The following is a 19362-nucleotide window of genomic DNA, read 5'->3' on the forward strand; positions in this document are numbered from 1 at the left end:
AGCAAATCGGCATCATTTTTATAATTTTCTATACGGCTACATAAAAAGAGCACTTAGTTAAAAGATTTAACTTATAGGACAACCATTTTTCTTAAAAAAGAATGAGAAATAACCCCATTTTATTTATTAACCCTCAAGCAAACTATAATAGATTTCTTCTATTTCAGAAACCATTCTCTCTTGTGTTAAATACTTCCGTGCATATTCCTTTGCATTTTTCCCTAAAGATAATCTTAACTGTGAATTTCGTATCAATAAAGTTAATGAATCAACAATTTGTTGCACATTTCCAGGTTCACATAAAAGTCCTGTCTTACCATCTTGGATCATTTCTACGATACCTCCACAATTTGTGGAAATAATTGCTTTCCCTGCAAACATAGCTTCTATAATTGAAAGTGGAAAATTATCATTTATAGTAGGTAAAATATAAACATCAGAAGCTGCCAATATTTCTGCAATATCTTTTCGATTCCCTAAAAATTTCACATTTTTTAAATTATAGAACTTTACTTGCTGTTCCAAATCCTCCCTCATAACTCCGTCTCCAACAATCCATACTTCAATATGAGGAAGACTTCCCTTCATTTGTGAAAGTGCACTTAAAAGGTTCGTATGCCCTTTTCTAGGAGAAAGCCGCGCAATACAAGTAACAATTATTTTGTCTGTTTCTTTTTCTATTATTTTCTCTTTAAAGTTTATACCCGTATAAACAGTCACAAGTTGTTTAGATTTCGCCCCATATTTTTTTAACGCCGAATGAAAAGAATCACTAATAGTTATAATTTTATCAGCTGTCTCTATTCCTTGTTTCTCAATTTCACTAAAGTACAATTCCTCAATAGAGTCTTTTTTTATTTTATTAAATTTTATCCTACTTTGAGTAAAATGTCCGTGTGGTGTAAAAAAAAGAGGCTTTCTATATCTTAAATTGAATTGTCTTAATATAAATAAAGAAAATAAGTCTTGGGCATGAAATACATCATACCCATTTAAATTTTTCTCCTCTAAAAAACTTGTAAATACACTTAGGAAACTCACGTTTTTAATAATTTTTTCATTTATAACTCCATATCTTTCTCTAAAAAACACACTTATTTTTTTCGCTTCTTCAGGAATCCGCTTCTCTAAATATTCAACTGGCATCTGGAGGGGAGAAATAACATCTACTTTATGTCCCAATTTTTCAAATCCTTCTTTTAACGTGGAGATATAATTAGCCAACCCTCCGACATTAGGATATTTGAAGAATGTTACATACAAAATTTTCATATTTTCAACTTTCTTATTTAGACATTCTCCATTATCCTTGAAAGATACTATTGGTAAATCTACAAACTCGAGCTGATTTTCCACTTTATAATACTTATCCATAATCTTCAATAATCTTTCAAATAAAAGATTTTTAATTTGTGATTTCAATTTATCCTCCCTAACCAAGCTAGCAACCATTTTATAATTTATAACCCAAGTTCCTTACCCCAAGTTGCAATTTTTTCAAGGTGGTACGCTAGCAATTCGCCTCCACGATTGTCAAATATCCTTCTCAACTGTGTATGCAAACCTTTTTCTAACGTTCGTTGTAAATATGCCATTTTGTATAGATCCATAGGATTTTCTTTAAAGTGAATTCCATATTTCTTCATTTCCTTTGTATACACATTTACGCAGTTCAAACGTATTTCATCTGCATTCCCTTGCCAATCTTTTCTAAATCCTATTAATACTTCAACTAAAACTACCATATCCAACCACACTGGTGCATATTTAGCAGCTTCCCAATCAATGAATTGAATATTCCATTGACTACCAGAACTTACGTTATTACTGCATATATTTTGCATATGCAGATCACCATGCGTTATTGCAGAGCCACTCTCCAGTAATTTTGGGAAAAAGTCCGGACCTTTTTCATATATTTTCATTAATGATTTATAATAAGGTTTAATAATATCTTCCAGGTCTTCATCATCCATTGCAGCGTTTAAAAAAACTATTGTTCGGTTTATATATTTCTCTCGATCTTTTCTCATTTTATCGGACCCATAGACTGGTAACCATTCTGACCAAGTATTTTCATTTTTACGAAGTTTTTTTTCGAAAGTATTAGCGTGAAGTTTAGCAAGAGTGGGGATAATAGAATTAAAATGATCTGGAGTAAAAGTAACTTGCCCTCGAATTTGTTGAACAAACTCCATAAATATCCATGTTTCATCATTTGTTCTTTCAATATGATATATTCGAGGAAGAAATTCTTTTAATTTACGAGAGGGCTTTTCATACATTTTAATTTCCACTTCATTTTTACGATGTGTACCGTTATATATTTTTAAAATAATAGGAAAGTACTTCATCTTTGTTTGAATATTTATTTGATAAACACTCATTTTATTACTTGCTTTTAAACATGTAATTTTAGATTCCTCAATCGTAATTTTATCTCTTAATGCATTCGAAAGTTTTTTTTCAATTTCTAGCTTTTGAAACAAGCTTAATAATATGTTCGGCTCGTACAAAACTGCTCATTCCTTTCTTTTTCTTTTCCAAGCATTTATTAAATGTGAATATGCACTTCGAATAAACGGCATTGGGTCATCCCACGCAAACAGAGCAAATTCTTTTTGACCTTTTAGCCCTTTATAAAATTCTTTCCATGTCATTTCTCCCTTTTGTTTTTTATGACGAAATGTTAAATAATATCGTACAAGGTAAATCCATTTAACACCATCATTCTGTTGTAATTGTGGTATCACCTCCTGATTCGTTACATATAAATAGTACATGTATACAAAATCAATACCGGCTCTTCTTGTTAAACTATGAGTTAGCCAAAAGCGAGGATTTATCTCGATAAATTTATATACCCCATCCCTAGGATCTTTTTTAAATTCTATCATACCTATACCTTTTAGTTTTAACTCTTGAAAAAATGGCAAACACATCTCTACTAATTCTGGTACTTGTTTACTAACAATATGTGCACCCGTTCCAAATTCAGCTGGAAATTGGTGATTTTTTTGTAAAGAAAATAAAGCTAACAATTCCATGTTATCATCATAAAATGTTGCCACTTTATAGAAACATTGATTATCCCCTGGAATAATTTCTTGAATCAAAAGTTTTCCATGTTGTTGAAATAGTTGATACTGACTTCTTAGTTGATCTGCATCTTGTACTAAAATTGCTTTTTGATTAACTTTCTTCCGAAATTCATGTCCCATCACCGGCTTTAAAATACATGGAAAAGTAAGGTCTTCTATCACTAATTCAAATTCTTCATCCCGTTCAATCATATACGTCTTAGGACAAGGGATATTATGTTTCTTTGCTAATTCATACATTTTTTCTTTATCTACTATTTGCTCAACAAGTGATTGTTCAGGTATAAAAAACAAATAGTATTCAGAAAGTTCTTTTTGATATTTCGAAATAAATACCAAGTAATCATCCGCACCAGTATATAGAACTGGTTTTTCTTTAAAGTTTTTAGCCAAATCAACTAAAAATACTAATAACTCTTTTTCTTTATATAACGGACTTGGACAGACTCCACATGAAGCAAGACGTGATTTACCTATTTTATATGCCTTTTCATTGTCATACGCATAAACCTTAATTCCTTTTCTTGCTAACCCCCGAATGATTCCAATTCCATTAGCACTTAAATCTAACACAATTGCTACATGTTCATGATTCATGTAATTTTTCCTCGCCCACATATATTTTTATAAACTTCTTCCACTTTCATTGCCATTGACTCTTGTGTTAAATTTGTTTTTGCGAATTCTTTTGCATTTCTCCCTAACATCTCACGTTCTTCTTTATTATCTATAACCCGTTTAATCGCATTTGCCAATTGATTTGTATCTCCTACATCTACAAGAATGCCATCTTTTTCATTAGCTACTAGTTCTGGGATTCCTCCTGATTTTGTAGAAATTACACAAATCCCATAATGCATTGCTTCAATAATAGAGATTGGTAAACTATCATTAATAGTTGGAAGGACAAAAACGTCAGTTTTAGCTAATATATTTGGTATATCATCTCTTTTCCCTAAAAACTCAACCATAGAAAGCCCTAAATCCACAGCTTGCCTTTCACGCTCCTCCCTCATTTCACCATCACCAACAATTAGTACTTTAAGCTTATCTGTATATTCATTTCCGATATAAGAAAGTGCATTAAATAATATATCATGTCCCTTTCTTGGACCTAATCTAGACACACAAGATATAACAAGCTTTTCATTATCTTTTTGACGGCTTACAGTAGGATAATCAATACCAGTAAGAACTTTCTCGATATTTTCTTTTAACGCCCCCATTTGAGATAATGGTTTACGAAACGAATCACTTAAAATAATAAGTTGATGTGAGTATTCAATAGCTTTTTTTTCTAGCTCTTTATAATAAACTTCCTCTACAGAACCTTTTTCAATAATACCAAACTTCAGTCTATTAAAGGTGTACATTCCATGAGGAGTAAACACGATTGGTTTTCCATACCGTTCATTTATTCTCCCTAATATATTCGCTGTAAATAAATCTTGCACATGAAAAATATCATACTTTTTTAAATTTGTATTTTCTAATAACATTTTTTCATAGACATACATATTTCTATTATTTTTTAAAATCATATTACTAACATTTCCATAACGCGTATTAAAAAATCTTTTCAACGCCGGAACAATTTCACCACGAATCATTTCAACTTGATTCATGGAAAATTGATTAGGAGAAATAATATCTACATCATGCCCAAGCCGTTTTAAACCGTCACTTAAAGTTTTAATATAATTAGATAGACCTCCGACATGAGGATAGTCCCAAAACGTCGCAATTAATATAGATAACTTCTTTTCTTTTGATTTTCTAGATTTTATTTTTCTTTGTCTTATATTTTTAGATTTTTGTTTTAGTTTTACTATTTCCTTTTTGTTATTCACAAAAGAATTCAAACCAAAATACTCATCCAAAGCTTTAACTATATATGGATAGGGACCTTCTTCTTGTCTTCTCATCGCCATATCCTCCTAATTATCTCAAATGCTTCAGCATAAGATACACCAATAGACATGCCCCTCATTCTCCCTAAATATTCTATACCTTTATATGAACGAGGGTGTGGAAAGTCCCTCATTTCTACCTCATAATGTTTTAATGCGGCAATTTTCGTATCCATTTGATCTGTAATATCTACAAAATAATTAGGCTTGAAAATTTTATCATTTGAATGAACATTCCATTCGCTAGAAGAAACCGTTTCAAATGTAATTAACTCAATTGGTCTTTGATTTGGCAAAGGTCGAGTTGCTGTCAAAACCGCCCTAAATGTAATTAGATGGTCCCTATTAACATCACCATAATGATGTGTGAAAATTTTACTTGGCTTATAAATTTTTATTAAATTTTCAATTTCTTTTGTTAATCGATGCAACGGAAGTAACTCTAATTCTAAATTATTATGCTTTAAGAAGATAACTTCTTTAATACCAAGCGCCTCATTTGCAGCTATACTTATTTGTTCCATATGATGTGCTTCTTCTTTTCTTCCCAAAGCAGTTATAACTGATACTACTCTAACTCCTTTATCAATTAATTTTTTTAAAGTACCTCCAGGTCCTAATAACTCATCATCCGGATGAGCACCAATAACTAATACACACTCAACCATTATTACTTCCACTCCCTATATCATTTATAATATATGAATACCTATCTTCAAAATAAACTGTCATTAGCGGATACCTCAGATAATTATATGAAACTAAATCATCTTTTTAATAAAAATATATTTAATAAACCTATTCCTTAATCCACATACGATAACTATCTAACCGCAAATTCTTTACATGATTTAAAAATACTTGGGATTGTCCTAGTTTCTCTAAACCCTTCAACAATTTCTTTGGTACTCTGCTATCTGATGTAAACGCTCTTTTATGATCGATTACCTTTAATTTTCCTTCCTCGTTTATCAATATATGTCTAACTTCAGTGTCTAACCTTTTGAATTGTATCTTTTCTAATTCATCTAACATCGCTAATATTTTAATAGCTAATTGCTCTGAAAGTTCCTTTTCTCTTTTTAAATAGCGTGCAAGCGAGACTCCTTGTACATATTCCATAACAATGTAGTTTTCTCCATGTTCATATACAGTCGGAATAACCGGTGAAGATTGCCCTGCCATTAAAGCCTCTAACTCTCTTTGTTGTGTTTCTTCATTGAAAAATATTTTCACGCATTTCTCTTCACTTAATTGATACACTTCTCCATCTTTACCATCACCAATTAATTCATTTCCCATTACTTCTTTTCTACCTATTTTTTTCCCATAAAAATATTTTTTCATTTCACTCCTCCTCACTCATTTTCATTACTTTTAAAACTAGTATTAATTTTTATTTTATGGATTAGCCTCCATAAATGTTAATCCATATCAGCACATTTTCCATATATTCACGATAAAAACTCTAAAAATGTGCTCTTATTTCAATTTCTTATATACATTAAAATTCCCCCATTCAAAACAACAAAACTTTTAAAACAAGTAATAATTCTCATATAACTTCTTACTTCATCCATGCATAAAAAAAAACCTATTATTTAGGTGATTACCTGATATAATAGGTTTTTTCTTTTATATATAAATCTAGCAGTTTTTGATTACCTCTCTTTCCTCCAAATACTTCAATTGCCGTTCTGCCTTTCTTACCGCCGTTCGAAAATGCTTTTTCAATAATTCTATTGTAGATTCACTTATATAGTATCTTTCCGTTATACTTTCCCACGTGTCACTACTTTCAAATGTACTCCAAACGAAAGGACGCTCTGTATTTTTTCTCATTTCTTTAAATACCCATTTTCGCATCTTTTTTTTCGCTTTTTCTGTTAGTTTTCCGTTCTCTACAAGTTCAAGCTCACCGTGTCTTTTGTACCGTTTATGAATATCTCTCTCGCTATATACTTTAAGAAGTATATTTGCTGTATTCTCAGCATCTGCTAAAGCACGATGCTGTTTCCCTTCCCAAGTTAAACCGAGCTGCTCTACTGCAAACTGTAAACTTGGTGTATGCTCAAATAATTCTTCATACGCTTGGAAAACAAATTTCTGCAAATCAAATTTGCTCTCTTTTTCCGTACATGGGCATTCTACACCGTGCAACGTACAATCATGAGATAGAAAGCGGTAATCTTCTCTTCCCCATGAAACAAATATAGAATTTTCTCCGATAAACTGAATAAATTTCTCTATAATTTGCGGGAATTTCTCCACACCAATTAAATCATCCTTTGTAATTCCCGTTAATTTCGTCGTATGACGAGTGAGTCGTGCACTCGGTTTTACTAACTCCGAAAATTCTCCAATTACCTTCATTGTACTTGCTTCTATTTTTACAGCACCGATATCAACTATCTCTGACGGATCTTCTGATTTATACGGCCTGAAATTTCTCTCTATATCGAACACAATAAAATGTGTAGCGTTTTCCAATTTTTTTACCTCTTTCTAAATTCCATTTCACACAAATACTCTATTTTTAGTATTTATTCATTCATGCACTTTATGCATGAAATACTTCGTCTAAAAAACGAAAATTTAATCTCATTATTATATGTACATAGGAGGTTATTCAATAAAAATGCAAAAAAAAGAAGGGCAAGCCCTTCTTTTTTCCATAATTACTTCTTGTTAACGTTTGTAGCTTGAGGTCCACGGTTACCTTGTTCTACTTCGAAAGTAACTTCTTGACCTTCTTCTAAAGATTTGAAGCCGTCGCCTTGGATAGCTGAGAAATGAACGAATACGTCTTCTCCGCCTTCAACTTCGATGAAACCGAAACCTTTTTCTGCGTTAAACCATTTTACTTTACCGTTTTGCATTTAAAAAATCCTCCTACAATGTACCTATATGTACATATTCATTTTCAACCACTTTACAATAATACTTCAAACATTAAAAAACTGCAACCCCAGAGGAGATTTAACATTGCTATCCTCCTCGGAAGTTACAGCTCATTTAAATCTCTATATTATTAAAAGTAAAATGGTTTAAAGTAACTATATCATATCAATATAATAAAAGTAAAGTTTTTTTTGCTATATAACTTTATTCTTCCACTGCATCACTTTTGATTCACCTGATCCAGCTACAACATAACCCTCTTTTTGGTTAACGATGCGCCAGCCATGCCCTTTAACTGAGTCACATACTGTAACAATTCCTTCTTCAAGAAGTACACGGCAAACTGTACTAATCCCCGCCTTATTTTGCGTTGACGTTGTATATAGCACATGTTGATCTACACTTAAGTCTAAATAGCTACTTGCTTTCTGCTCACTTTGACACGTGTGCCAATATGTTTTTTCACTCTCAATACTTTCATCTATTTTACAAAAAGAAATATTTCCGCTAATCCCCTTGCACGATCCACTGGCTGCTACTAAATAAGAATTGTGTAAAGTCAACGCTGAGATCATCTGATTCATCACGATTTTAATCCTCTTTAATTTACGTGTCTCCAAATTAAAGATCCAAACACCACCATATTTAGCATGTATTTTCGTACCGATAAATAAATAATGTTTATATAAAAATAACGATCGAATAGATGGTGCCTTGCCACCATACTCAAGAAATGGATGAATGGTTTCCCATGTCGAACCAAAATCATTAGAATGATACAACGTTTTATCTCCATGAGCAATGACAGTTCCTTGTACATTACTACACACATTCCAACTCGTTGCTTTTGTTGGAAAACGCTGAACCGTCCAGTTCTCTCCACCATTCATACTACGAATAAAAATCCCTTCGTCACCTACACCATACACTACATTATCTTCGCTATGTAAATCCCTAATTCGTTTTTGAAAACCATTTAAAATTTGTTTCCATTCTCCGTCTTGTTCAATAAATAAGCCATTATATGTAGTAGCTAACATAAGTTTTCCATCTCTTAACTTCGTGATAGCGGTCGCACTTAACATTGTCTCCACGTTGACACTCCCATTCTTAGAACTTCTCAGCAAATGCAATTGCAAAATTACTGCATTTTTCAACATCCTCTTCATCTTCTGGAGCTAATTCAATTTTCAATCCTTCTTGTACAAGCTCTGCACCGCGTTCTACAAGTTTCTCTTCAAATATCGTTACCGCTTCACAAAACAGTTCATACGCCGTATCTCCTGATCCAAATACTGCTACTTTTTTCCCTGATAAATCTATATTATCTAAGTCATCATGGAAATCTTCCGCTTCAAATGGTAGTTCACCATCGCCCCACGTATAAGATCCTAAAATGATTCCATCATAAGCTAATAATTCTTCCGCATCCATGCCTTCCATCTCTTGCAATACTACTTCATGATCAAAAGCATCTAAACTAACTTTAATTAAATCAGCAATACTCTCTGTATTTCCTGACATACTTGCATAAGCTATTAAAATTTTCGCCACTTCGGCATCCCCCTCTTACATTAAATGATTCTCATTCTCATTATATTAATAATGAGAATCAATTTCAATTATATTTTTCGTTTTTATTTATTCCATACAAAAAAGCACAGATGACTATACAATCACCTGTGCTTTTTATTACTTTTTAAAAATACCAAACGGCTTTCCAACTGGTAATACAACTTTACCGAAGTGTGTATTTAACACTGCTGCTGCTGAACCATAGAAAGATAATAATGAAATAAGAAGTTCCGAATATGCCGCTAAATTATGCATTGCATGCGGCATAACACCTAAAGTACTCAATGAAAGACCGATAAATAAGAAATCAATAAGGACGAAAATCATAAATAATACTTTATGTGTTTCCATTGCACCAATTGTCATAAAGATTGTGAAAATCAAATATCCGATAAAGGCTACCCCAAGCTGTTTTGAATCTGCAGCTTGTGCTAATTTTTCGCCAAATACTCCAAGTTGAATTAACCAAGTCATTCCAACACCTAACCAAAATAGGCCGTATGCACCGAATGCCGTTGTACCGAATGTATTGTTATGCTTTGCATCGTGAATGCACGCAAAGATTTGTGCAAATCCTCCTAAAAAGATTGCCCATGGTAATACAAGAGAAACGCCATCTGTTAAGCCTAACTTTTGAGATGATGCTACAAGTGTTACCATCGCTAATCCAAATAGACCAATTCCAGATGGATCCGCTGTTGTCATTTTCACATGATGTGTAGTTGTTTGATTGCTCATATAAACCTCCTGATTATAAACATACTCGAATACAATACTTAAATCAGAAGGCTATGTCAATGGTTTTTTTTGTATGTTGTCGGACCTTATATCTTATAATGATCGAATATACTTGTGACCAATTCGTAAGGTTTTACGTTCACATTTTCCAACTTTTTTATCGGCATCCATAACGGAATATAACTCCCTCTATCTTTCAGTTCGAATTCTTCAGCTTTACCACTTCCGAAAACTCCATCTATAATATGGGCATTAAAATAATACTCCGTACCCTTATACTCCACCGTTGCAATTAAATGCTCCACTTCTATATGTACCCCTAATTCTTCATAAGCCTCTCGCTTCGTTGCTTCTTCCGGTGTTTCTCCTTCTTCAATTCCTCCGCCTGGAAAAACATAATATGTTTCCCCTTCTCGAATACGTTTTATAAGAGCAATTTTCCCTTCCTGCACAATGATAGCCCCGCCGCGATTTCTTATCATTTTATTACCTCAATCCGAATCGCAACTGTTCCCCACTTTTCTTCTTGTTCTTTCGTATATATTTTGTATGTACTTTCTAGCATTTCCTCTAAACTATCATTTTCACAATCCAATAATTTTTTATCAATTTGCTCGTACATTATTTTAAAGCTTTCGTATCGTTTTATTTCCGTTACTTTTACAGCCATCGTTGCTGCTGTTGTAAGGTTCGTAAATACAATAGCATCGCCTTGTTTTATAAGTTGACGTTTCGTATCGTATAAACGTACTTCATATACTTTTTTTCCTGATTGTATTGACTGAAAAGGTTTATTATATAATCCCATTTCGTATATCATTCATTCCACTCCCTTTTTATTCTTTGCGCCTACTATTATATTTGTGCATTACCAATTCATACAGCACAGTTCGCCTTATTCCAAATTACATATAATGTTCCATATCCATTACTTGCTTTAGAGAGGATGCTAAATTCGTTATGTTATATTTAAATCAAAAACCTGAATATAATAAATATGATATTGGTGATTATACTTATAGTAAAGTAGGTCCAACCATTTTTTCTTGGAATGATGAAACAAAATTAAAAATAGGTAAGTTTTGTTCATTAGGAGAAGATGTCGTTTTTATACTTGGCGGTGAACATCGTGCAGACTGGATAACGACTTATCCATTTAATGCATTTTTTAATGAAGGAGCACATATTACTGGTCATCCTTCTTCAAAAGGTGATATCGTAGTCGGCAACGATGTATGGATTGGTTATCAATCCTGCATTTTATCTGGTGTTACAATTGGTAACGGAGCCATTATCGGGGCAAAGAGTGTTGTTACGAAAGACGTACCCCCATATGCAATTGTAGCTGGTAATCCTGCAAAATTTGTTCGATATCGTTTCCCGCAAGAAACGATTGAAAAACTAGAAAATCTCGCATGGTGGGATTGGGATATTTCTGTTATAAAAGGAGCCATTCCATTTCTACTTTCCAACAAAATCAACGAATTTTTTACCTCGCCCGAAAATGAATCTATGTGATTAATACAAAAAAGAGCATCCTATTCTTTCAGGATGCTCTTTTTTGTATTATTTTTTATGTTCGTGCAAATGATTACACGGAGAACATTGAAATGGAATTTTATCTAAGCAATTAAAGTTTGTTTCACAAATTTGTTCGATAGTTGGGACGAACGGTATGACCACAATATTACTTTCTATTATTTGTGTAACAGGTGGTAACACTGTACCTACTTGATGTTCGAAGCGAATACTCGCTTGATTTATATAATTTCCTGAACCACTTGGCGCGCTCTGAACTACTACTTGGAACGAGACTGTGCGTGCTTCACCTGGATTTAAACTTCCTATAAGAAATCCTGATACTGGATTTACATTTGACACTAGCGTATTATCAACCGTTACACTTCCAAGGACAAATCGTACACTACTATCTAACATATCTTGAAAACGGATATTTTGCATCACTGTATCACCCGTATTTGTAATAACTGTCGTAAACGTAATAACATCGCCTATCGTTGCTGTTTGATGGTCTGCCACTTTTACAACAGTCGTTGAAACATTTTGAGAAATAAACGGGATAACAACTGTATTACTATCGGCTTCAACTACTACAGGCGGTTCATTTGGATTCACAATTGCAAGCCCATTCGCTGTAGCAGTATTTGTAACTAAATTATTTATTTGCCCGCCTGTTATTACAACTTGGAAATTAATAATTGCTGCATCATTTGGCTGAAAATCCCCTAACGGAATACCAGTATTCGGATTGGCAAACGGAAGAGGTACATCATTTACCGTTACCGTGCCATTTATAAATAACGTATTCGGATCAATGATATCCGTTAAAACAATATTCGTCACAGGAACTGTACTATCATTTATAACAGCAATTCCGTAAGTGACAACATCTCCTACCATCGCTACTTCAAAATCCGCTCCTTTTGCAACAAATAAGATTGCAGTATTTACTGTTACAATAACAGTGTTACTCGTGTCCATTACTGTAACCGGCGGCTCTCCTGGTACTAAAATATATTCTGCTAACGCCCCTGCAACGTTCACTACTGTACCACCATCTGGAAAACTTGTAATCTTAGCTTCATATGTTACAAGTGCCGTCTCACCGACTGGGATGTCTGGTATCGTAAATCCAGCCTGTGGATTTAACCCTGGCTGCGGAACTCCATTTATCGTTACACTATTTGGAACAAATTCAGCTTCCTGAGATAACACGTCTATAAATTGAACATTCATCGCATCAGCAGTACCTGTATTTAATATACGAACAGTATACGTTACCGTTTCTCCTACTCCAACAATCGGATGATCTACTTCTTTCAGCATATCTAAACTGCCTCTATTTACTGGTGTGACTGTCGTATTACTTGAATTCGTAATTGTAAACGGAGGTTCTCCTGGAATCAATTCGAAATCACCCGTTACTCTCGCTGTATTCATAATACTACTAGAAGGTGGAACCGCGATTACATTTACTTCAAATGTAATTAATACGCTGTCCCCTACTGCAAGATCTGGTAATGAAAAGCCTACAAATGGATCTAAACCTACTTGCGGAATTCCATTTATTTGTACACTTCCAGGAACGAATTCTAAACTAGGTGACGGAACATCGATAAACTGAACATTCGTCGCTAGTACCGTTCCCGTATTTGTAACTTGCACACTATACGTTAACGTATCTCCTAAACGTGTCGCTTCTTTATTTACAGACTTTAAAACGCTGAACCGTCCTCTATTTATCCTTGTTATTGTCGTATTACTCGGCTCTGTTACCACAACCGGTGGCTCTTCTGGTACTAATACAAAGCTTCCTGTTACATTTGCAACGTTCGTAATGGTTCCTGATGACGGGATGTTTATAACTGTCGCTTGAAACGTCACGATAACTATTTCGCCAACTGGTATATCTCCAACTCCAAAGCCAATAATCGGATTTAAGTTTGGTTGCAGGGCTCCATTTATCGTTACACTATTCGGTATAAATGACGCTCCTGCTGAAATGGTATCAATAAACTGAACATCATTTGCTGTTACTGTTCCTGTATTCGTTATTTGAACCGTATACGTTAATACATCTCCAACGAGAGTAGCAACCCTATTTACTTGTTTAATTACATTAAATTGTCCTCTATTTACAGTTGTAAGTGTTGTATTGCTCGGCTGGTTTATTATAACTGGTGGTTCTCCCGGTACTAATACAAAACTTCCTGTTACATTTGCCGTATTGGCAATTGTTCCATTTGACGGAACACTAACAACGGTTACTTGGAATGTAACTTCTACACTTTCACCTGGGTTTATATCTGGAAGCGGGAATCCATTATTAGGATTGAATCCAGGTTGTAGCACACCATCTATCGTTACACTATCTGGTACAAATGTGATCGAGGACGGTAATACATCACTATATTGAACATTCGTCGCTACCACTGTACCTGTATTTTGAACTACTGTTGTATATGTGATTGTATCACCTACTGCAACAACCGGCTGACTTACTGATTTTAAAACATTTAAACCAGGTTCATTGATTTTTGTTAATGTCGTATTACTTGTCGTTGTTTCTGTAATAGGCGGCTCTGTTTCACTTACAGGAAATGTAGCTGTAACGTCTACAAAGTTAACAACTGTACCACCTTCTGGTATGCTTGTAACCACTTCCTGATATGTGACAAGTACAAAATCATCTACAGGTATGTCTGGAACTGTAAAACCAATGAAAGGATCTAATCCTGGTGCCGATACCCCGTTTATGCTTACACTTCCCGGTATAAATGCTACACCGACGGAAGTTGTATCTATAAATTCAACATTCGTTGCTGGCACTGTACCGAAATTAAAGATTAATACATCATACGTTAATATTTCTCCTACAGTCGCTACTTCTTTATCTACTAGTTTTAATGGGAAAATCGAAGCTATATTAATTGTCGTAACGACTAAATTCGTTAATATCGTTTCCGTAATTGGTGGTTCCTGCGGATTTGGTTGTGAAGTAAATGTAACGTCTGCATCATTTAATATGACTTCATTATCTGGAATTTCTGTAATCATCACTCGGAACGTTACCTCAATACTTCCACCATCCATTAATAATGGAGTAACTGTAAATCCTATTTCTGGATTTAAACCGAGTTGCGGTACCCCACCTATCGTTACACTATCTTCTTCAAATGTTGTCCCTTCTGGTATGACATCTTGGAAGAATACATCTGTAACAGGTATAATTCCTACGTTTGAAATTAGCACAGTATATGTTAATACATCCCCAACCGCTCCAGTAGCAACATCTACTGTTTTGATTGCTGTTACTTCACCAGGAGGAGGTAACGGTATCGTCACTACTGTCGTATTACTTGAATTGGTCGTTGTTACAGGGGGCTGTAAAGGATTTAATAAAAAAGTGGCTGTAGCAGATGCCGTGTTTAGTACGGCTCCGCGCGTGGATGGTGCAACTACTGTTACTTGGAACGTTACAGTCAATGATGTTCCAGCAGCGATATTAGGAAGCGTAAAACCTATATTTGGATCAAATCCAGGTTGAGACGCTCCATTTATCGTTACACTATTTGCGACAAATGTTGTTTCTGGAGCAATCGGATCAATGAAAGAAACATTCGTTGCTGTTACTGTGCCGTTATTTCGAATGACAACAGAATACGTGTAAGTTTCTCCAAGTGCTGCTTGTTGTACAGATGAAGATTTTTGTATATTTAGCTGTGCTGTGTTTACTTGCGTCACTACAAAATTACTATTTGTTACAGTAGTTATTGGAGGGTTTGCTGGATTTATAAGAAAACTTGCAGTAACGTTCGATTGGTTTCTAACATTTCCACCGCTCGGAACACTCGTCACTGTAACTTGAAACGTAATCGTAGCCGTTTGCCCGACCGGAATATTTGGTACTGGGAAACCTGCCATAGGATCCGCGCCTTGCTGTACGACTCCGTTTATCGTCACACTATTTGCTACAAACGCAGTACCAGACGGAATTGGATCTTGAAAAATAATATTCGTTGCAGGAACAGTTCCTGTATTTTGAATTAGAATCGTATACGTTAACGTATCTCCTACACCTGCTTGCGTTGTATTTACACTCTTCATTACATTAAGTGATCCTACATTCACTCGCGTCACAACGATATTACTAATCGTTACAATTGTAATTGGTGGCTGGAGAGGACTTACTTGGAAATCCGCAGTTACATTTGCATTATTCGGAAGAACTCTATTTGGTGGTACACTCGTGATTGTCACTTGAAAAACAACTGTTACCATCCCTCCTACTGGAATATTGGCAAGTGGAAATCCAGTTGTTGGGTTTAAACCTGGTTGAGGTGTTCCGTTTATTGTTACACTATTTGCTACAAACGTCGTTCCAGATGGAATTGGATCAAGAAATGATACATTTGTCGCTGCTACTGTTCCACTATTTTGAATACGAACTGTATACGTTAACGTATCTCCTACTCCTGCTTCAGTAGCACTTACACTTTTCATTACATTTAGTCCTGAAGAATTCACGACTGTCATAACAGTATTACTTGGCACTGTTACAGTAATTGGTGGCTCTGTTGGATTTACAAGAAAATCACCAGTAACAGTCGCATTATTTACGACATTATTCCCTTGTGGAATTTCATCAATTAACACTTCAAACGTAACAATTACACTCGCGCCAGTAGGTAAGTTATTTAATGAAAATCCAAGTTCTGGATCTGCCCCTTCTTGTAAAACACCATTAACAAATACACTGTTTTCAATAAATAATGTCCCTTGCGGAATTGAATCTTGGAAAAATACATTTGTAGCTGGTACGCTACCTGCATTTATGATTTCGATTGTATATACTAAAACATCCCCTACCGTTGCAACATCCGTATTCACTGCTTTCACAACTTCAAAGTTCCCTGATTGTACAGTTGTATTTACAATGTTACTTGGAACATTGATTGTTACGGGTGGTTCACTCGGATTCACTTGAAAACTCGCTGTTACATTTGCTTGATTTAAAATATCTTCATTTTCTGGATCCTGTACAATTAATACGTCAAATGTGACTACAACTGTTTGAGCCGCAGGAATATTAGGAAGAGAAAATCCTGTATTCGGATTCAATCCACTTTGTGTTACTCCATTAATTGTTACAGAATTTGCAACGAAAGAAACCGCTGAAGAAATGGTGTCTTGGAAAAACACGTTTGTTAACGGAACGTTTCCTGTATTTTGAACGGCAATCGTATATGTTAAAGTATCCCCTACTGCCGCTTGTGTTGTATTCACTTCTTTTATTACATTTAAACCGCCTGTATTAACTTGTGTCACAACTGTATTCGTTTGTCTATTAATCGTTATCGGTGGCTGATTCGGAATAACAACGAAATTAGCAGATACATTTCCACGATTGGCAATCGTACCTCCTGATGGCGTAGATGTCACTCGGACTTGAAATGTAACTGTCCTACTTCCGCCAGGAGATATATTCGCTACTGTAAACCCAGTCGCTGGATTTGCCCCAGGTTGTGAAACCCCGTCCACAGTCACACTATTTTCGATAAAAGTCGTTCCAATTGGGATTGGGTCTTGAAAAATAACATTTGTCGCAAGTACATTTCCGATATTCTCAATTGTAACGGTGTACGTAAGAATATCGTTAACCGTTGCAAAAGCTTTATCCACTGCTTTTCTCGTTCTTATATCAGCTATATTAATAGTAGTAACTACAGTATTACTTGTCGCTTGCCCTGAAACTGGTTGTTGACCAGGTACTGGAGTAAAGTTAAATGTTGCACTCGCACGGTTCGGAATTGGATTGACAAGAGGATTAGATGTTACTCGAACTTGAAAACGCACTACCGTCGTTTGCGAAGCATTAATACTTCCTAGATTAATACTACTCGCTGGATTTGCTCCTGGACGTGCTACCCCATTTACCGTAACACTATTTGGAACAAATGTTGTTCCAGCAGGTATACTATCAACAAAAATCACATTGTTTGCAGTGACATTTCCATTATTCGTCACATTAACCGTGTACGTTAATACATCATTAAGTGTTGCCGTCTGTAAATCTACAGATTTTTGCATACTTATAATTGCTTGATTCACTGTCGTTTGTACTGTATTTGAAGAAGACGTACTTGTAATAGGAAGACTACCAACGAAAGGACGGAATTGATATGACACCATTGCACGATTTGAAATAGGATTTGGATTCGGGAATGATGTTATTCGAACTTGAAATGTAACAATTCTTTGCGTGTTATTTGGGATTGTACCTAAATTAATTCCATTAGCAGGGTTCGCATTCGGCTGTGTTACTCCTCCTACCGTTACACTACCTGCAACAAACGTCGTTCCGTTCGGAATACTATCACGTAATACAACGTTTTCTGCACTTCCCGTACCTGTATTAGGAACTGTAATTGTGTAGGTAAGAATATCTCCAACTCCTGCAACTGTTCTATTGACCGATTTAACAGGATTAATAATTGGCCCCGTTGCATCAATTTGGACCCCAAAACCAGCTGCAGCATATCCATCTCCATTAGTAACGAATCGAACCGTTGCTGACGTTTGATTATTTACTAATGATGCAGAGGCATTTACATTTGTAATATCCCACCCTTGTCTTCGGACGGCTAAAGCTATCCCTAAAGGCTGATTCAAATCTCCAAAAGTTCCAGTTGTATCTAGCTCTCCAATATCGTTACAAATTTGTGACTGAAAGAAATTATTTGCGGGGTTTCTCGGTCCGGATAATGCAACTGTAGTATTTGCATTCGGTCCAAAGCGAAGTTGATCTCCAACAATGTTAGAATCACCTTCTTGAGCAGTTACGAGTACCCGTCCTGTTACAGCTCCTGTCGCAGGAGTAGCAAATCCTGAGATAGTTGCATCAACTGGTGGTGATGAAGCATCGATAATTTCTTGACCTGCATACACTGATAAATTCCGAAGTGGCAAACTGGCATTTTGATACACAACCTCAAGCGTCCATCCAGCCGAACGACTAATAGTTGGATCAGATGAAGTTCTTGCAGCTGGCACAGCCCCCGTTGTATAAGTTCCTGCCCCACCTGCACTAACAAGATTCGTTACATTAGCAGAACGAGCATAATAAAATTGATTTCCTACTGAGCCTTGCTGCGCGGTAGCAGAATCTGGCGTAACAGAAAACGTCCCTGCTGGCGTTGTAAATGCAATGTTATCATTTAAAAACGGTAAAACATCTTCCGTATCAGTCCGGAAAGTACCAGCCCAAACTAACTCTGCATACAAAATACTACTCCCTGCCGGAAGATTTAAAATTGCACTTGAAGAATTCAATTGCCAGTCATTCGTTGTTCCTGCTGGGAATCCTGGTACTTGTAACGACGTATTCACTGTCGTAAACACAGCGAGTGTACCAAAAATATTGCCTGGCGCAGGCGATGTAGGGCTAAGCCCTAACGTATTCCCCGTAAAAGTGACGGCACCAGGTACTGTTGTTGTAAAACGATTTATAAAAGGCACACAATCATCTCATTTCAATTATAGTAAAAAGTGCTCTATACTATAAAATGTAGACAAACTATGCAATGTACGTTGTCCAACAAAATTCCGCACATACG

15 protein-coding genes are annotated in these 19362 nt (G+C 35.3%); 1 reads left to right on the plus strand and 14 read right to left on the minus strand.

What is annotated here, in order from left to right:
- Window positions 1–126 precede the first annotated feature (126 nt).
- From ACTFOB_RS09390 to ACTFOB_RS09450, 13 genes are all read right to left on the minus strand, one after another.
- Window positions 127–1374 carry a glycosyltransferase family 4 protein gene (locus tag ACTFOB_RS09390; protein WP_440025849.1) on the minus strand — a complete coding sequence of 416 codons (1248 nt, stop codon included), beginning with the start codon at window positions 1372–1374 and terminating at the stop codon, window positions 127–129.
- Between the two features lie 86 nt (window positions 1375–1460).
- Complete coding sequence (locus ACTFOB_RS09395) at window positions 1461–2516, minus strand: oxidoreductase family protein (protein WP_440025692.1); 1056 nt, start codon at window positions 2514–2516, stop codon at window positions 1461–1463.
- A 6-nt stretch (window positions 2517–2522) separates the two neighbouring features.
- Window positions 2523–3698 carry a carboxylate--amine ligase gene (locus ACTFOB_RS09400; protein ID WP_440025690.1) on the minus strand — a complete coding sequence of 392 codons (1176 nt, stop codon included), beginning with the start codon at window positions 3696–3698 and terminating at the stop codon, window positions 2523–2525.
- Entirely contained in the window at window positions 3695–5026 is a 1332-nt protein-coding gene (locus ACTFOB_RS09405) for a glycosyltransferase family 4 protein (protein ID WP_440025688.1), read from the minus strand. Before ACTFOB_RS09405 ends, ACTFOB_RS09400 begins: the two co-directional genes overlap by 4 nt.
- Complete coding sequence (locus ACTFOB_RS09410; RefSeq protein WP_151634299.1) at window positions 5023–5679, minus strand: PIG-L deacetylase family protein; 657 nt, start codon at window positions 5677–5679, stop codon at window positions 5023–5025. The genes ACTFOB_RS09405 and ACTFOB_RS09410 overlap by 4 nt, the downstream gene beginning before the upstream one ends.
- Before the next feature lie 130 nt (window positions 5680–5809).
- Window positions 5810–6358, minus strand: a complete 549-nt coding sequence (locus ACTFOB_RS09415) for an AarF/UbiB family protein (RefSeq protein ID WP_151634297.1) — start codon at window positions 6356–6358, stop codon at window positions 5810–5812.
- Window positions 6359–6658: 300 nt separating this feature from the next.
- Window positions 6659–7501, minus strand: a complete 843-nt coding sequence (locus ACTFOB_RS09420) for an exonuclease (RefSeq protein ID WP_440025686.1) — start codon at window positions 7499–7501, stop codon at window positions 6659–6661.
- Between the two features lie 188 nt (window positions 7502–7689).
- A complete protein-coding gene (gene cspB / locus ACTFOB_RS09425) occupies window positions 7690–7890 on the minus strand; it encodes a cold shock-like protein CspB (RefSeq protein ID WP_001179147.1) in 201 nt (66 codons plus the stop codon).
- Window positions 7891–8106: 216 nt separating this feature from the next.
- Window positions 8107–9006, minus strand: coding sequence for a WD40/YVTN/BNR-like repeat-containing protein (locus ACTFOB_RS09430; RefSeq protein WP_440025684.1), 900 nt, complete (start codon window positions 9004–9006; stop codon window positions 8107–8109).
- A gap of 16 nt (window positions 9007–9022) precedes the next feature.
- The gene (locus ACTFOB_RS09435) at window positions 9023–9466 is read right to left on the minus strand and encodes a flavodoxin (RefSeq protein ID WP_144614143.1); all 444 of its coding nucleotides are present in this window, start codon (window positions 9464–9466) and stop codon (window positions 9023–9025) included.
- A gap of 138 nt (window positions 9467–9604) precedes the next feature.
- On the minus strand, window positions 9605–10225 hold the full coding sequence (locus tag ACTFOB_RS09440) for an acetate uptake transporter (protein WP_000070938.1): 621 nt from the start codon (window positions 10223–10225) through the stop codon (window positions 9605–9607).
- Window positions 10226–10311: 86 nt separating this feature from the next.
- Entirely contained in the window at window positions 10312–10707 is a 396-nt protein-coding gene (locus ACTFOB_RS09445) for an NUDIX hydrolase (RefSeq protein ID WP_440025683.1), read from the minus strand.
- On the minus strand, window positions 10704–11045 hold the full coding sequence (locus ACTFOB_RS09450; protein ID WP_440025682.1) for an ASCH domain-containing protein: 342 nt from the start codon (window positions 11043–11045) through the stop codon (window positions 10704–10706). Before ACTFOB_RS09450 ends, ACTFOB_RS09445 begins: the two co-directional genes overlap by 4 nt.
- Window positions 11046–11185: 140 nt before the next feature.
- Here ACTFOB_RS09450 and ACTFOB_RS09455 point away from each other — a divergent pair, with 140 nt between their 5' ends.
- Complete coding sequence (locus ACTFOB_RS09455; protein WP_440025681.1) at window positions 11186–11743, plus strand: CatB-related O-acetyltransferase; 558 nt, start codon at window positions 11186–11188, stop codon at window positions 11741–11743.
- A gap of 48 nt (window positions 11744–11791) precedes the next feature.
- Here the strand turns inward: ACTFOB_RS09455 and ACTFOB_RS09460 are convergent, their stop codons facing one another.
- The gene (locus ACTFOB_RS09460) at window positions 11792–19264 is read right to left on the minus strand and encodes a DUF7507 domain-containing protein (RefSeq protein WP_440025680.1); all 7473 of its coding nucleotides are present in this window, start codon (window positions 19262–19264) and stop codon (window positions 11792–11794) included.
- Window positions 19265–19362 lie beyond the last annotated feature (98 nt).

It is taken from the genome of Bacillus cereus group sp. MYBK79-1, assembly GCF_051915365.1.
In the GTDB taxonomy this organism is placed as follows: Bacteria; Bacillota; Bacilli; order Bacillales; family Bacillaceae_G; genus Bacillus_A.

Coding starts and splice junctions, on each gene's coding strand:
- ACTFOB_RS09400 (WP_440025690.1), bottom strand. CDS start 3,698: ATGAATCATGAACATGTAGCAATTGTGTTAGATTTAAGTGCTAATGGA.
- ACTFOB_RS09415 (WP_151634297.1), bottom strand. CDS start 6,358: ATGAAAAAATATTTTTATGGGAAAAAAATAGGTAGAAAAGAAGTAATG.
- ACTFOB_RS09455 (WP_440025681.1), top strand. CDS start 11,186: ATGTTATATTTAAATCAAAAACCTGAATATAATAAATATGATATTGGT.
- ACTFOB_RS09410 (WP_151634299.1), bottom strand. CDS start 5,679: ATGGTTGAGTGTGTATTAGTTATTGGTGCTCATCCGGATGATGAGTTA.
- ACTFOB_RS09450 (WP_440025682.1), bottom strand. CDS start 11,045: ATGATATACGAAATGGGATTATATAATAAACCTTTTCAGTCAATACAA.
- cspB (WP_001179147.1), bottom strand. CDS start 7,890: ATGCAAAACGGTAAAGTAAAATGGTTTAACGCAGAAAAAGGTTTCGGT.
- ACTFOB_RS09405 (WP_440025688.1), bottom strand. CDS start 5,026: ATGAGAAGACAAGAAGAAGGTCCCTATCCATATATAGTTAAAGCTTTG.
- ACTFOB_RS09440 (WP_000070938.1), bottom strand. CDS start 10,225: ATGAGCAATCAAACAACTACACATCATGTGAAAATGACAACAGCGGAT.
- ACTFOB_RS09445 (WP_440025683.1), bottom strand. CDS start 10,707: ATGATAAGAAATCGCGGCGGGGCTATCATTGTGCAGGAAGGGAAAATT.
- ACTFOB_RS09390 (WP_440025849.1), bottom strand. CDS start 1,374: ATGGATAAGTATTATAAAGTGGAAAATCAGCTCGAGTTTGTAGATTTA.